10 protein-coding genes are annotated in these 15,530 nt (G+C 63.5%); 6 read left to right on the top strand and 4 right to left on the bottom strand.

Translation table 11 applies throughout. The features are described from left to right. Window positions 1-38: 38 nt before the first annotated feature. Both SH809_01405 and SH809_01400 read right to left on the bottom strand, forming a co-directional pair. Window positions 39-1,229, bottom strand: coding sequence for a thiolase family protein (locus SH809_01405; protein MDZ4698335.1), 1,191 nt, complete (start codon window positions 1,227-1,229; stop codon window positions 39-41). Between the two features lie 83 nt (window positions 1,230-1,312). Beyond that, complete coding sequence (locus SH809_01400; protein ID MDZ4698334.1) at window positions 1,313-3,394, bottom strand: thioredoxin domain-containing protein; 2,082 nt, start codon at window positions 3,392-3,394, stop codon at window positions 1,313-1,315. 514 nt (window positions 3,395-3,908) lie between these two features. Here SH809_01400 and SH809_01395 point away from each other — a divergent pair. Continuing rightward, entirely contained in the window at window positions 3,909-6,500 is a 2,592-nt protein-coding gene (locus SH809_01395) for a DUF5060 domain-containing protein (GenBank protein MDZ4698333.1), read from the top strand. Window positions 6,501-6,504: 4 nt separating this feature from the next. On the opposite strand, the gene SH809_01390 is transcribed toward SH809_01395, so the two are convergent. Continuing rightward, window positions 6,505-7,824 (bottom strand): DUF4147 domain-containing protein, encoded by a 1,320-nt coding sequence (locus tag SH809_01390; GenBank protein ID MDZ4698332.1) that lies wholly within the window; start codon window positions 7,822-7,824, stop codon window positions 6,505-6,507. Between the two features lie 104 nt (window positions 7,825-7,928). On the opposite strand from SH809_01390, the gene SH809_01385 reads away from it, so the two are divergent. Then, a complete protein-coding gene (locus SH809_01385; GenBank protein ID MDZ4698331.1) occupies window positions 7,929-9,644 on the top strand; it encodes a hypothetical protein in 1,716 nt (571 codons plus the stop codon). A gap of 70 nt (window positions 9,645-9,714) precedes the next feature. Beyond that, complete coding sequence (locus SH809_01380; protein MDZ4698330.1) at window positions 9,715-11,043, top strand: O-acetylhomoserine aminocarboxypropyltransferase/cysteine synthase; 1,329 nt, start codon at window positions 9,715-9,717, stop codon at window positions 11,041-11,043. Between the two features lie 88 nt (window positions 11,044-11,131). On the opposite strand, the gene SH809_01375 is transcribed toward SH809_01380, so the two are convergent. Further along, window positions 11,132-12,205 carry a N(4)-(beta-N-acetylglucosaminyl)-L-asparaginase gene (locus tag SH809_01375; GenBank protein ID MDZ4698329.1) on the bottom strand — a complete coding sequence of 358 codons (1,074 nt, stop codon included), beginning with the start codon at window positions 12,203-12,205 and terminating at the stop codon, window positions 11,132-11,134. Window positions 12,206-12,365: 160 nt separating this feature from the next. Here SH809_01375 and thiE point away from each other — a divergent pair, with 160 nt between their 5' ends. The 3 genes from thiE (at window position 12,366) to SH809_01360 (ending at window position 15,378) form a co-directional block, all read left to right on the top strand. Beyond that, entirely contained in the window at window positions 12,366-13,001 is a 636-nt protein-coding gene (gene thiE / locus SH809_01370; GenBank protein MDZ4698328.1) for a thiamine phosphate synthase, read from the top strand. Between the two features lie 162 nt (window positions 13,002-13,163). Further along, window positions 13,164-14,090: a TIM barrel protein gene (locus SH809_01365; protein MDZ4698327.1), complete on the top strand. Its 927-nt coding sequence runs from the start codon at window positions 13,164-13,166 to the stop codon at window positions 14,088-14,090. A 202-nt stretch (window positions 14,091-14,292) separates the two neighbouring features. Continuing rightward, entirely contained in the window at window positions 14,293-15,378 is a 1,086-nt protein-coding gene (locus tag SH809_01360) for a Gfo/Idh/MocA family oxidoreductase (GenBank protein MDZ4698326.1), read from the top strand. The last annotated feature ends 152 nt before the right edge of the window (window positions 15,379-15,530 follow it).

Below are 15,530 nucleotides of genomic sequence, written 5' to 3'. Positions count from 1 at the left end.
ACCCCCCGAGACCCCCCATCAAAAGCATGCCGCATTCGTTACACGCGCTCGACCGCCACGGCCGTCCCGCCGCCCGTCCCGTGACAGAGCGAAGCCAGGCCGCGTTTTTTGTTCTGCTGGACGAGTGCGTGAAGGAGCGTCACCAGGATCCGCGCACCGGAGCAGCCGATGGGGTGGCCCAGCGCGATCCCGCCGCCATGGACGTTCAGTTTTTCGTACGGGACGCCCAGTTTCTTCCGAAACAGCACGCTGCTGAGCGCAAACGCCTCGTTATTCTCGAAGAGATCGATATCCGAGACCGACCAGCCGAGCTGTTTCTGGACACGCTCCACCGCCGCGACAGGGGCTTCGATGAACCGCCACGACGGGCCGGCCGACCACGCGCCCCGTGCGATCCGCGCGAGGGGTTTCAAACCGAGACGTTTCACGGCATCGCCGCCGGCCAGGACAAGCGCCGCGGCGCCATCGCTGAGCTGGCTGCTGTTGCCGGCCGTGAGCACGCCGTCCTTTCCGAACGCCGGCTTTAGCCCCCCCAGCGACGCCATCGTCGTCTCCGGGCGGATCCCCTCGTCGCGATCCATCACCCGCACCTCCTTACGCTCGCGGTATTCGATCGGGGCGATTTCCGCCGAAAAATAGCCTTTTTGCGTGGCTTCCGCGGCGCGCTGGTTGGATAAAAACGCCACTTCATCCACCATCTCCCGCGTGACCCCTTCTTCGGCCGCGAGGCGCTCGGACTGGTCCCCCATCGCCTCGCCGGACATCGGGTCGGTCAACCCATCGTACAACACCAGATCCGTCAGCCCCTCAGGCTGACCCATCAAAAACTTATAGCCCCAGCGGGCGCGGGCGGAGAGGTAGAAGCCCGTGGTCGACATCGACTCCATCCCGCCGGCCAGGACGACCTCCGCCTCGCCGGCCCGGATCATGGTGGCGGCCTGCATCACACTCATCATGCCCGAGGAACAAACCATGTCGATGGCCATGCCGTCGACGTTGTCCGGGATGCCGGCTTTAAACGCCGCCTGGCGCGGGATCAGCTGCCCCTGTCCTCCGCGGAGGACGTTGCCCATGATGTAGAAGTCGAGGTCGCTCCCGTTCACACCGGCGCGGGCGAGCGCCGCTTTCATCGCATGGGCGCCCAGATCAGCCGCCGTGAAATCCTTGAGCGTGCCCCCGAACCGCCCGATGGGCGTCCGGACGGCGGAAGCGATGAATACGTCGCGCATGGAAGAAAGAGTTCAAGGTTTTGGGTTCAATGTTCAAGGTGTGAAGAGGAGACTCAAGGACCTTATACCTTGAACCTCGAACCTTAAACTTCACCCAGCAGAGCCGCCAGGTCTTCAGGCCTCGTGACCGGTTGGCGGCAGGTAAATTGTTCGCACACGTATACCGCGGCGTGGCCATTCGGTGCCGTCATGGCGCGGGTAAAAGGCGCAAGCCGGGCGAGGCGCTCTCCGGCTTCTCCTGGCGGCCGCAATAGCACCACTTTATTGGGGACGTAGCGTTCGTGGACGGCGCGGATCAGCGCGCGGGTGTCAGCGGCCTCGGGATCGCCGGCGAGGACGATTTCGAAAGCGGGGCCGATGGCAAAATCGACCGCGCACAGCATGGCGGTAAAGCTGGAGGGCGAGGCGTACACCGTCCTCGAGAACCACCGTGCGATGCCGTCCGCCTTCTCCTCGAAGTCCGTGCGGCCGGTCATCCGGGCGAGTCTTAAGAGCACGAGCATGGCCACCGAGTTACCCGACGGAGTGGCGCCATCGATCGCCTCTTTCTGGCGGATGAGCAGCGGTTCGCCGAAAGCCGGCGTGAAGTAACAGCCTCCACGTTCGGCATCCCAGAAGTCGGCAAGCATGGTATCCGCAAGGGCGACGGATTCCTCCAGGTACCGGATATCGAAGCAGGCCTCGTAGAGTTCGAGCAGGCCCCAGATCAGGAACGCATAGTCGTCCAGGTTGGCGTCGATGCCTGCGTGGCCGGCGCGGTAGCGGTGGAGGAGGCGGCCATCTGGCCGGCGGAGGGCGCCAAGGAGGAAGTCGGCCGCGCGCCGCGCCGCGTCGGTATACGCCGGCGCGTCCATCGCGGCGCCGGCGCGGGCGAGCGCGACGATCATCAGCCCGTTCCAGTCGGTCAGGATTTTGTCGTCGAGCCCCGGACGAACGCGCTCGCTTCGTCGGGCAAAAAGGCGGTCGCGCGCCTCTTGCAGCATATCTTCCAACACATCCGGGGAGATGCCCTGATTCAGCGCCATGTCCTCGATGCGGTGGCGGAGGAGAGGGATATTCTCGCCCGTTTTTTCGCGGGTCGCCTCATCAAGGAAATTACCCTCATCCTCCAGCCCATACGCTTCGATAAAGGCTGAGGCGAGCGTCCCCCCAAGGACCTCGCGGACTTCGCGCGTGGTCCAGACATAGAATTTGCCCTCGACGCCCTCGCTGTCCGCGTCCTCCGCCGAAAAGAACGCCCCTTCCGGCGCCAGGAGGTCGCGCAGGACATACACCAAGACCTCCTCGGCGATGGCTGCGTAGCGGCGTTCGCGGCCGGCCTGATACATTTCGGTACAGGCGAGGGCGATCAGCGCCTGATCGTACAGCATTTTCTCAAAATGCGGCAGTTTCCATTCACGGTCGGTGGCATACCGGTGGAAGCCGAGCCCGACCTGGTCGAACACCCCGCCGAGGCGCATGCGCATGAGCGTCAGGCCGGCCATCTGGAGGGCGAGTGGGTCCTTCGACGCCTGCCAGAATCGCAGCATGAACAGGATGCGGTGCGGAGTGGGAAATTTGGGGGCGCCACCGAATCCCCCGTAGCGGTTGTCGTATCGGATGCGGAGTTCGTCGTAGGCGATGTCGATGCTGTCGAGCGCGAGCGGTTCGCCGGCTTCGCCCTGAAGCGTCTGTTTACGCAGCAAGAGATGGTGGTTTTCTGCCGCCGCAAGCACCTCCTCGCGACGAAATGCCCACAGCTCGGTGGTCTGTGGGAGGAGATCCATCATGCCCGAGTGGCCAAATCGACTGAGTTTGGGGATGTAGGTACCCACAAAAAACGGCTTTTTATCCGGCGTCATAATCACCGTCAGCGGCCAGCCGCCACGGCCGGTGAGGAGCTGACAGAGCGCCATGTAGACGCCATCGACATCCGGCCGCTCCTCGCGATCGACCTTTATCGACACAAATCCAGCGTTTAATAAGTCTGCTACGCCCTCATCCTCGAACGACTCATGCCCCATCACGTGGCACCAATGGCAGGTGGAATACCCGATCGAGAGGAAGATCGGCCGGTCCATCGCCACCGCCATCCGGAACGCCTCCTCCCCCCACGGGCGCCAGTGGACCGGGTTGTCTTTATGCTGACGGAGATAGGGACTCTGTTCGTCTTTGAGACTGTTCACATGGATCGGGCTTCGGTGACAGGTAGCGGGCGACGGGAAACAATTTCATTACTTAAGTAGTTGATATTTTGCGTCTTAAGCCCCTATATGGTACTACAACAAGCGACAATAATGCAATGTGCCGGGGCGTTTGGCATTAATCGTTTCACTTCAGAGGTTGTACAACGCGCGCCTGCCTGCGCGCGTCTCCGGCCGCTCTTAACACCTTGCTGGAGCACTGGCACAATACTTGCGAAGATGTTATGAGAAGGATTTCATCTTTGGAGGCCAGAACCAGGATGTGAGGTCGCCGTTCTGGATAAGCCCACTCGACGCCAGCCTCTGATCTCCGACACGCAGCCATGACGGCTAGTGTTTGTCCCCCCTACGCCAAGGACATCCCATCTTGTTCATGAGAATAGATAGACCGCGTTTTTTTGCCGCTTTCCTGGGTCTCGCTCTCTTCTACGCAGCGCTGCCACCCTCTTTCAATCACGCAGCCCATGCAAGGGAGCCGGTTACCACGGCCGGCCAGATGGCTGCCGTGGTAACAGGAGAATTAAAGCGATACCACCCGATCACCATCACGTTAGACGGGCCCACGGCCGCCGAGGGTGGCACGCCCAACCCGTTTATGGACTACCGGTTCGAGGTTGTTTTCTCTCAGGCCGAACTCAGCATCACCGTGCCCGGCTACTTCGCGGCAGACGGCAACGCCGCTGAGTCTGGCGCGACGAGTGGAAATAAGTGGCGCGCCCATTTCATTCCTCCTAGAACCGGCACCTGGACCTTCCGCACCGCCTTCCGTTCAGGGACGGATGTAGCCATCGACACCTCCCCCACCGCCGGCACGGCCGTCGCCGCGTACGACGACATCTTTGGGTCGTTCACGATAGGTGAAACGGACAAAACGGGGGCGGACCACCGCGGGAAGGGTAAGCTCCGCTTCGTGGGAGAGCGTTACCTGCAATATGATAACGGCGAATATTTCATCAAGGGCGGCGCCGACAGCCCGGAAAATCTGCTTGCCTACGAGGACTTCGACCAGACGTTTAACAACGCCGGCACCAACTTCATCAAGTCCTATACCGACCACATCGTTGATTGGCAGACCGGCGACCCGACCTGGAAAAGCGGTAAGGGCAAGGGCCTCATCGGAGCCGTGAACTACCTCGCGAGCAAGGGGATGAACTCGGTCTATTTCCTCACGATGAACGTGGAAGGAGATGGCGACGATGTGTGGCCATGGACGGCTCCCGGCACACGCGACCGGTACGACGTGTCGAAACTCGCCCAGTGGGATATTGTCTTCCAGCACATGGACAAAAAGGGCATCATGCTCCACGTGGTGACCCAGGAAACGGAAAACGAGCTGTTGCTCAATGGCGGCGCGCTCGGCCGGCACCGCAAGCTCTATTTCCGCGAACTCGTCGCCCGCTTCGGCTACCATCACGCCGTCACCTGGAATCTGGGCGAGGAGAACAACGACAACACGACCGCTCAGCGCAAGGAGTTCGCCGCGTATTTCGCGGCGCTGGACCCTTACGATCACCCCGTCGTCATCCACACCTTCCCCGGCGAATACGACGACGTGTATGGCCCGCTGCTGGGCGACCTCAATGTGGACGGCGCCTCGCTACAAGCCGGCAAAGCGGAGAATACCCATGAGGTCACCCTCGAATGGGTGAATAACTCCGTGAACGCCGGCCGGCCATGGTACGTCACGATGGACGAGTCCGGCCCGTGGCAGGATGGCGCGACGCCGGATGGCGCCGGCAATAACCACGATTTCATCCGCGCCGAAGTGCTCTGGGGCAATCTCATGGCGGGCGGCGGCGGGGTCGAGTGGTACTTCGGCTTCGAACACGACAACAACGATCTGAACGCGGAAACCTGGAAAACCCGCGACAACGTGTGGAATTTCACCCGCCATGCCCTCACCTTTTTCCAGACGTACCTACCCTACACGGAGATGGTGTCCAACGACGGCCTCGCCTCGAACGCGAATGCGTACGTGTACGCCAGGGCCGGCCAGACCTATGCCGTCTATCTGAAGGCGGGAGGCACGACCAACCTCACCCTGACCGGCGCATCGGCCTCGTACACGGTGAAGTGGTACAATCCGCGCGCCGGCGGCACCCTGCAGAACGGGACGGTGACGTCAGTGAACGGCCCGGGCAACCCGTCGATCGGTCAGCCGCCGTCGGAAACGACCAAGGACTGGGTGGCGCTTGTATCCACGGAAGCTCCGCCGCCGGACGGCCTCATCGGTGATGCCTCGCTGGACGGTACGATTTCGGCCATGGACGCCAGCCTGATCTTGCAGCACGCCATCAGCCTGATAGGGCTTCCGACGGCCGCGCTCCCGCTGGCCGATGCATCGGGCAATAGCGAGATCACGGCGTTCGACGCGTCGCTGGTCCTTCAGTTTGTCTCCGGCATGCGAAACTGCTTCCCGGTTGAAGTCGGCTGCGCGGCGGGTAAAACGGGTAGTTCGAACGCCCTCGCGTCCGTCGCCTTCGGAGCGCCGGTTCGTGGACCTGGCGTCGAGTATTCCATCCCCCTCCTGCTCGATGTGGGCGGAGCGCCTGTTGCGTCCATCTCGCTCGATATGCACTATGACGGATCGAGCCTGCGGTTTACCGGCGTACGTGCGACGGACAGTGGATGGAATGTCGTCCAGAACGATCAGGACGGTCGGCTGACGATCGCCGCGGCCGGCTTGCCGGCTGTGCTCGACGGCGAGGTTCTCTTCCTCCAGTTTGAGGCTCTGGCCCCCGGACTTCCCGTGCTCGACGCCACCATCGCGGTCGATGAACTTACGCCGTTGCGTATCACGAGCGGTGACGCGCCGGCGCTTCCCGACGCCTTCTCGCTCGAAGCCAACTACCCGAACCCGTTTAACCCCTCTACGGTCATCCGCTACGCCCTGCCTGAAGCCAGTGTGGTGCGGCTCGAGGTGTTTGACCTGACGGGCCGTTCGGTGGCCGTCCTGATGGATGGACCGCAGCCTGCTGGCGCGCACGAGGTCGTGTTCGACGCGACGACGCTCCCGAGCGGGGTGTACCTGTACCGCATCGAGGCCGGCTCTTTTAGCAAGACGATGCGCATGACGCTTGTGCGCTAATCAATTACTCCGCCGGCACCAACGCAATCGCCACATCCATCACGTTGGTGTGGGTGGGGCCCGGCTGGATGAGGGCGTTCATGCGCTCAAAAAATGAGTAGGCGTCGTTGTTATCGAGGTAGGCCGCCGGATCCATGCGGTGATGGCGGGCTGCCTCGGCGGTGTAGGATGTGACCCACGCGCCGGCGGCGTCGGTGGGTCCATCCACCCCATCCGTCCCGGCACAGAGGAGCAGCGCAGGCTGTTTCCGTCCTTCCAGCGCCAGCGAGGCCCCGAGCGCCATTTCCTGGTTGCGCCCGCCCCGGCCGCGACCGATGACCTTCACCGTCGTCTCCCCTCCCCAGATCACACACGCCGGACGCTCGTCGGCGAGGCGGTCGAGATCGCGGACGAGTCGTTCGCCGGCTTCGCGCGCTTCGCCCACCACCGGCTCCTCGACGATGGACGTGTTATACCCCCGCGCCTCGGCCTCAGCCCGGGCGGCGGCCAGCGCATCCTGGTTTCGACCGATCAGATGGGTACGCGTTCGTTCAAACGCGGGCTCGTCCGGACCGGCGGTTTCAGCCTCTTCCCCCCGCAGTCCGCGCTCGAGGTGGCTGCGGACCGAGGGACCGATGTGTTCCCACAGATCGTTTCGTTCCAGCACCGCGATGGCGTCGGCGAAGGTCGAGGCATCAGGCACGGTCGGCCCGCTCGCAACGACCGAGAGGTCGTCGCCCGGGACGTCGGAGATCGCCAGGGCCAGGACGTGCGCTGGTGCGGCGGCGCGGGCGAGCCGGCCTCCGCCGAGAATCGAGAGATGTTTGCGGACCGTGTTCATCGCCGTGATGTCCGCCCCGCTTCCCAGCAGCAGTCGGACGGCAAGCCGGCCTTCTTCAGGTAAAATCGAACCCGCGAAGGCCGTCGTGAGCGCCGTGCCCCCACCCGAGATCAGCACCAGCAGTAGGTCTCCTTCTCCGCAGCGCTCCGCATGATCGAGGATCGCGTGTGCGGCATCGACGCTGGCCTCATCGGGCACCGGGTGGCCGGCTTCGAGTGTCTCGATGCGACGCGGGGGACGGAAGGGATAGGGCAACGAATCGGCATACCCGTGGGGCACCACCACCACCCCTTCCGCGATACGGTCGCCGAACTGCGCCTCCGTCACCGCAGCCATTGTCATGGCCGCTTTGCCCATGCCGACGACCACGACACGGCCATAGGCCTCCGGCGAGTGCCCGATGAGCGCCGGCCAGTCGAGCCGGCTCATCAGCGCATCCGCCTGGACGGCGCGGACGGCGGCCCGGTAGATGGCGCGCGCGTCTGTAACGATCTGCTCGTGCATGGAGGGATGGTTGCAGGGTGGCAAGTTGGAAGGTTGCAGGTTCGCAGAACCTAAGGCCGCGCGCGTCATATTATCCACGCCTTTCCAGCGAAATATCACATCCAATGCCTTTCTCCCGGCACGCGCTCGGCGCGATCGTCTTCCTGATCCTCTTACCCTGTACTCGAACGGCCGGCGCTCAACCCGGTCGCCCCTACACGCTGGAAGCGCCCCTCGCCGACACCCTGCGGGCGCTGATCGTGTTCACCCGGTTTGCTGACGATCCGGACCCGGGCAATGCCGACCTCGACTTTACCGGCTGGCCGGCGTCTTCCTCTGCGCTGCCGACCTTCGCCCAGACGCTCCTGACTACATCCCCCCAGCCCCCCTATGCCGACAGCACCCTCACGGCGTACTTTCACCGGCAATCGCTTGGCCGGTTCGTGATCTTCGGCGAGCCGTACGACTCCGTCCTCGTCGCCGCCCATCCCGAGGCGCGGTACCATAGCCCGCAAGGCGGCTACGGCGATCTCACCGTCGAACTTCTCACCCGCATCGATGCGGGCGGGTTCGATTTCAGCCGGTACGACCACAACCGAGACGGCGTCGTGGACCAGATCTTCATCGTCATCCGGGGCGACACGCAGCGGGACGCCAAGCGGTTCACCTGGACGGGGGCTTCGTGCCTCGATGGGCGCTGCGCCGGCGCCTACACGCAGCGTATGGCCATCCCACCACTCATCCTGGATGGCGTGCGGGTGGACTGGAACACGTCCGGCTCCTTTATCATGCACCGTACCCCCGGCAACATCATCCCCCAGCCCTATCACGTCCGCCTCATGGCCCACGAACTGGGGCACGACCTCTGGGCGCCTTTTTTTGTGCACATCCCCACGATCACACGCAACGACGTGCCAGCGACAAGCAACCGATCGCCGAAGGGACACTGCGTCGGGTATGTGTTGATGGCCGGCGCGGGCGGAGCAATGGATTGCGGCGGGCATCAGACGGTGTCGGCTTTTGAACGCGATTTATTGGGGTGGATCGAGTGCCGGCCGCTCACGACCTCGCAAACCGGCCTCCGGCTCGACGATCTCTACACCAGCGACGCGTGTTTTCGGGTCGATCTCGACGACGAGCGCACGATCTACCTCACCAACCACCAGCGGATCGGTCCGTTTGACCGCTACCGTCAGGCCGGCCGTCGGACGGTTTTCGAGATGGGGCTCCTGCGGACGTCCGGTCTGCTCGTCACCCTCGCGGATGGCTATCGTCTCGATGTGATCCCAGCGGATAACAGCCTGGACCTGGGGGTGACGAACGACGTGTACGCCGGCGACATGTTCGGCCCTGGCACCCGCCGCCAGCTCACCCCGTGGACGCGCCCTAACAGCAACGGCTTCACCCGGCAACCGCGGAACATACCCATGCGCTGGTTCGCGATCGACGACATTCGCTTTTCGCCGGGGCCGGAGCAGGTCATGGTTTTCGACTTTATCGCCGACGCCCGAGAGCATGCCCTCATCCGCGAGGAATCCTGGATGGGCCTCGAAAGCAATGCGCTGGATTTCGCCGGCGGCATCGAGATACGGGACCGGAGTACGTTGCACATCGAGGGAGAGATCGTCGTTTCGGGGATGATCCGGGTGGGACCGGGTAGCACCCTGGACATCACCCCGGGGGCCTCGTTGCGGATTGCAACGACCGGTAAGTTGCACCTTTCGCCGGGATCGGCTATCGTCTTAAGCGGCGAGCTGATCCTGGAAGGCCCGCTGCATGTCGCGACGACGGCCACGATCACCCGGGAGGGAGCCGGGCGTATCTCGGGGCGTATTCGGTAGCCCACCATCGACCTGCCGTCGTTCCGCGAGCATCACTCCACCCAACCATCACTTTCGACCCAATGCGGCCATGAGCACCAACGGACAACCACGCAAACTCCACTTCGATACCTTGCAAGTGCACGCCGGCCACAAGCCGGACCCCGCAACCAACGCACGCGCCGTGCCCATCTACGCCTCCACATCATTCACGTTTAACGACTCCGAACACGGCGCCGACCTGTTTGCGCTCCGAGCCTTTGGCAACATCTACACCCGCATCATGAATCCGACGACGGCGGTGTTCGAGGAGCGAATAGCCGCACTTGAAGGCGGCGTGGCGGCGCTCGCCACGGCGAGCGGTCAGGCCGCGCAGTTCCTGGCGATTGTCACGCTTGCCGAGGCCGGCGACAACATCGTGTCCGCCAGCTACCTGTATGGCGGCACCTACAACCAGTTCAAGGTGTCCTTCCCCCGCCTCGGGATCAACGTCAAGTTCGCAGACGGCGACAAGGCCGAGTCGATCGAACGGCTGATCGACGACCGCACGAAGGCCATCTACCTCGAAACCATCGGCAACCCGCGCTTTAACCTGCCCGACTTTGAGAAAATCGGCCGGATCGCTGAAAAACACGGCGTGCCACTGATGGTCGACAACACCTTCGGTGCCGCTGGCTTCCTGTGCAAGCCCATCGACTACGGCGCGCACATCGTCGTCGAAAGCGCCACGAAGTGGATCGGCGGCCATGGGACGACCATCGGAGGCGTGATCGTCGACGCCGGCACGTTCCCCTGGAATAACGGCCGATTCCCGTCCTTTACCGCCCCCTCGCCGGGGTACCACGGGCTCAACTTCTGGGAAGTCTTTGGACCCACGGGAGTGATGGGCGCAAACATCGCCTTCATCATTCGCGCCCGTGTCGAGGGACTGCGGGACTTCGGGCCGAGCCAGAACCCGTTCGGCTCGTTCCTCCTGCTCCAGGGCCTCGAAACCCTCTCGCTCCGCGTCCAGCGCAGCGTGGACAACGCCCTGGCGCTCGCGCGCTGGCTGAAGAGCCAGCCGGAGGTGGCGTGGGTGAGTTACCCTGGCCTCGAAGAACATCCATACCACGGGCTGGCGAAGAAGTACCTCACGAACGGCTTCGGCGCCGTGCTCGCATTCGGGGTCAAGGGTGGGCTGGAAGCCGGCCAGGCGTTTGTAAATAACGTCCAGCTCGCCAGCCACCTGGCCAACGTCGGCGATGCGAAAACTCTGGTGATTCACCCGGCCTCCACGACCCACCAGCAGCTCTCGGCGGACGAGCAGCAATCGGCCGGCGTGTCGCAAGATCTTGTCCGTGTCTCGGTCGGCATCGAGCACATCGACGACATCAAGGCCGACTTCGAGCAGGCGCTCAAGAAGGTGCCGGTGATCGCGTAAACGCGTTTCGCACTGGCGTATAGCCTACAAAAAGCACAACGTCATCCTGGGTCGGGGCCCAGGATGACGTATATTTTTGGCTAAAGCATCACGAATACAAATACGCGAGCTCAACCTGCCGCGCCCCACTGCGGTCGGCGACGGCCATCGTCCCGCCGCCTTTGTGGATCTCCGCGCCGCCGAATACTCCGGCTTTGTTGACCGCGTAGAAGTTCACATTGAAGTTCGGCCGGCCGTTGGCGTCGTGTAGCCGGGCGAGGCGGGTGTTGTCGGCGATGCGTTTACAGGCGTAGAGGCAGGCGTCCTGCGGGCTGTCGCCGGCGCGCATGCGCTCGACGATGAGGAAGCTCGCCAGGTTTTCGAGGTTGGCTTCGCCGCGGCCGGTCGATCCGGCGGCGCCGACGCTATTGTCGCAGTAGAGGCCGGCGCCGATGATCGGCGAATCCCCCACGCGGCCCGGGATTTTGTAAGATAACCCGCTCGTGGTGGTCACGCTGCTGAGGTTGCCGGCGAGGTCGATGGCCGAGCAGTGGATCGTCCCCCACGTCTGTTTGAAGGAGTCCCACCGCATCCCGATGTCTTTGTCTTCCGGGTTGTGGGGCGGCAGATAGTCGTCCTGCGTCGACAGCGACTCCTTCCACTTCACCCATTCGAGCCGCGCTTCCTCGGTGAGGAGGTTTTCGATGGGGAAGCCGTGCATCTTCGCGAAGCGCTGGGCGCCTTCGCCGACCAGCAACACGTGATCTGTCCGGCGCAGCACCTGTAGCGCCACCTTCGACGGGTACTTGATCCCTTCGAGCGCCGCGACGCCGCCGGCGCGGCACGTGGGGCCGTGCATCACGGCGGAGTCCAGCTGGACCACCCCATCTTCATTCGGCAGCCCCCCGTAGCCCACCGACGTATCGTTTGGGTCCTCCTCGACCAGGTTGACGCCAGCGACGATGGCATCGACCGCATCCGCGCCAGAATCAATCCGTCGCAGCGCCTCGGCGACGCAGTTCATGCCGTTCCCGCTGGCGATAACCACCGGGCCGGCGGCCGGGGTGAAGCCGTTGCCCGCGGCGAAGGCGTCTGCGGAGACGGGCAGAACAGAGGCGGCGAGGCCGGCCATGCCGCTGGCCTTCAAAAACTCTCGGCGGGAGCGCGAAGCACGTGTAGTCATGGAAGATGGGAAGATGGATTGGTAAAAGTCTGTTTACCCGGTTCTCGTTGCGCGTTGCCGGTGAATCGAGTATCCTGGGCCATTCCGGATCCCCTGCCCCGCTCCGAGCGAACATCTCCGGGAATATGGCGATTGCGTCCGATTATAGCAAAACCCGTCCATGAGCATTGGCCGATTACACGTCCTCACCGACTACTTTTTCCAGCAGCGTTACCCGCATGAAGAGCTGGCGCAACGCGCGATCGCCGGCGGAGCCGACACCATCCAATTCCGGCAAAAGCAGGGTAATATCCGCCACAAGTTATACAGCGCCCAGCGCACGGCGGCCGTGTGCGCCGAAGCCGGCGTCTCGCTCCTCATCGACGACCACATCGAGCTTTTCCTGGCCGTCGGGGCGGCCGGCGTACATGTAGGGCAGGAGGATCTTCCCGTCGCCATCGTCCGCCGCATCCTGGGCGACCGGGCGGTGATCGGGGCGACGGCCAACACCACCGCACAGGCCCTGGCTGCCGAGGCCGCCGGGGCGGACTACATCGGTTTCGGGCCGGTGTATCCCACCCGATCGAAGGCCAACCCCGCCGTGCTCCGGGGACTGGACGGCCTAGCGGAGGTCTGCGCCCACGTAGCGATCCCCGTCATCGCCATCGCCGGCATAACCGTCGAGCGGGTGGCGGAGGTGCTCCAGGCCGGCGCGCACGGGGTGGCGGTGATGACCGCCGTCACCAACGCAGCCGATCCCACCGAGGCGGCGCGGCGGTTCAGGGATGCGATTGACGCGGTTGTCGGACACGCTTGATCGGCATCATCGAAGGGAGACGCTCCATAGGAGCGTCTCTACGATGCGTATCAATGGGATCGCCGGTCACTGGGATTGCCGGCCTGTTGCGCCAGTCCGCTCCCTTTTCGCTATATTCGATCACCCACCCCTTCTCTCCCAATCCCCTACGAGGCTTTTGTCATGGATAAACGGTTCAATAACGCCTTTACGCGCCGGCGTTTTCTTACGTACACGGGCGGCACACTCGCCGCGTTTTCGCTGCCAGGTCTGGCCGGATGCCAGGGTGAAACCGCCACCCCGCCGGCCACGCCGGCTGTCACGGCCGCCGGGCAGGTCTTCGGCGAAACGCGCGTGATCCCGATCGGCACCCAGCTCTACTGCGTCCGCGAACTGCTGGACAAGGACGTGCCGGGCACCATCGCGGCGGTCGCCGGCCTGGGATACGAGGCCGTCGAATTCGCCGACTACCACGGCCTCTCGGCCCAGGAATGGCGTAAACTGCTGGACGACAACGGCCTCCAGGCGTGCGGAACGCACATCTACATCGAAACCATGGAAGGCGACGAACTCCAGAAGACGGTCGACTTCAACCTCGCGCTCGGCAACCGCAACCTCATCGTGCGCTCGATGAACGAGGATGCCTACGCCAGCAAGGACGCCCTGCTGCGCACCTGCGACCGGTACAACGCCATCGCCGCCAACCTTCGCCCGCACGGCCTGCGCACCGGCTTCCACAACCACGCCGAAATTTTTAACCGGCTCGAGGGCGAATACGCCTGGAATATCTTCGCCGACAACACGGACAGCGACGTTATCCTCCAGATGGATACCGGCAACGCCTCGCATGTCGAAGGCGTCGATGTGATCGAGCTCATGAAGCGCAACGCCGGCCGCACGATCACCACCCACGTCAAGCCGTTCTCGAAAGCCAACCCGGACGCGTTCCTCGGCGCCGATGAGCTGGACTGGAGCCAGATCATCCCGCTGTACCAGGGCGTCGCCGGCACCGAGTTCTACATCATCGAATACGAACAGGCGACCTTCCCACCCCTCGAGGCGCTCAAAGCCAACCTGGACATCATGCGTGGCATGCTCGGGCGGGCGTGATAGGGGTGGGAGTATGGGGGTGTGGGAGTGCCTGCCCTGAGCGACACCGGCGAAGCCGGGGGAGTCGAAGGGTGGGGGTGCATTAATTCGCGCCTCGCTTCCCCATTCCCATTTCCCCCTTCCTATTTCCTATTTCCCATGTCCTTCCTCCCATACATCGCTATTCTCGAATCGCTAATCACGAATCGCTAATCCAACCCCTGTGCTCAGCATCCTTCTCCTACTCGCCCTCGCCATGCCGGCCGAGCGGTTGCGTATCGGCATCGTCGGGCTCGTCCACGGCCATGTGGGCGGGTTCTTGAACGAATTCCGGACCCGCGACGACATCGCCATCGTGGGCGTCTACGATGCGAATGCGTCGCTCCATGGGAAATACGCCGATCGGTACACGATCGACCCGGCCCTCTTCTACACGGACCTGGAGCGGATGCTCGTCGATACCAAACCGGAGGCGGTGACCGTGTTCACGACGACGTTCGACCACCTCGCCGTGGTTGAGCTGTGTGCGAAGTACGGGATCGATGTGATGATGGAGAAACCGCTGGCCGTCAACATGGCGCATGCCGAAGCCATGGCGCGGGCGGCGGCGGCCGGAGGGATCGAGGTACTCGTGAACTACGAGACGACGTGGTATCGGAGTAACAACGCCATCAAGGAACGGGTCGACGCCGGCGAAATCGGACGGATCCGCAAGGTCGTCATCCACGACGGCCACCGCGGTCCGCAAGAGATGGGCGTCGATCCCGAGTTCCTCGACTGGCTGGTGGACCCCGTCCAGAACGGCGGTGGAGCGTTGACGGACTTCGGTTGTTACGGCGCGAATCTGCTCACCTGGCTGATGAACGGCGAGGCGCCGAAGTCGGTATTCGCGACCCTACAGCAGTTTAAGACCGACAACCCGGTGTACGCCGGCGTCGACGACGAGGCCAACATCCTCGTCGAATACGACGGCACCGTCGGGGTCATCCAGGCGTCGTGGAACTGGCCGCTGCCGGTGAACCGGAAGGACATGGAGGTGTACGGCGAGACGGGCCAGATGCTGACGCCCCACGCTGGCCAGGCGCTCCTTCAGAAGGATGGAAAAACGACAGAGGAGATGGCCCTGACCGAGCTGGCGCCGGCGCGGCGCGACCCGCTGTCGCTCCTCGCCGCCGTCGTCCGGGGGACCTTAACGCTGGAGCCGCACGACCTCTCCTCGCTCGAAAACAACCTGATGGTGACCCGCATCCTAGACGCCGCGCGGGAGTCCGCCCGGACGGGCCGGCGGGTGATGGTGGGGGGAAACTAAGTACATTCACGTAAATCCTGTCGGATTATCGTGAGTGGTTTCAGGTTAAGGGCTCACAAACTGTTGAGATTTCTACAATCCAGGGCATCGTCATCCCCCGGTCAAAGCCGGGGGCAGGCTCCCGCGAAGGCGGGAAACGAGCGAAGCGACTT

Source organism: Rhodothermales bacterium (genome assembly GCA_034439735.1).
Lineage (GTDB): Bacteria > Bacteroidota > Rhodothermia > Rhodothermales > JAHQVL01 > JAWKNW01.
Note: the sequence above shows the minus strand (reverse complement) of the source record. Positions and strands in the feature narration are given on the sequence as shown.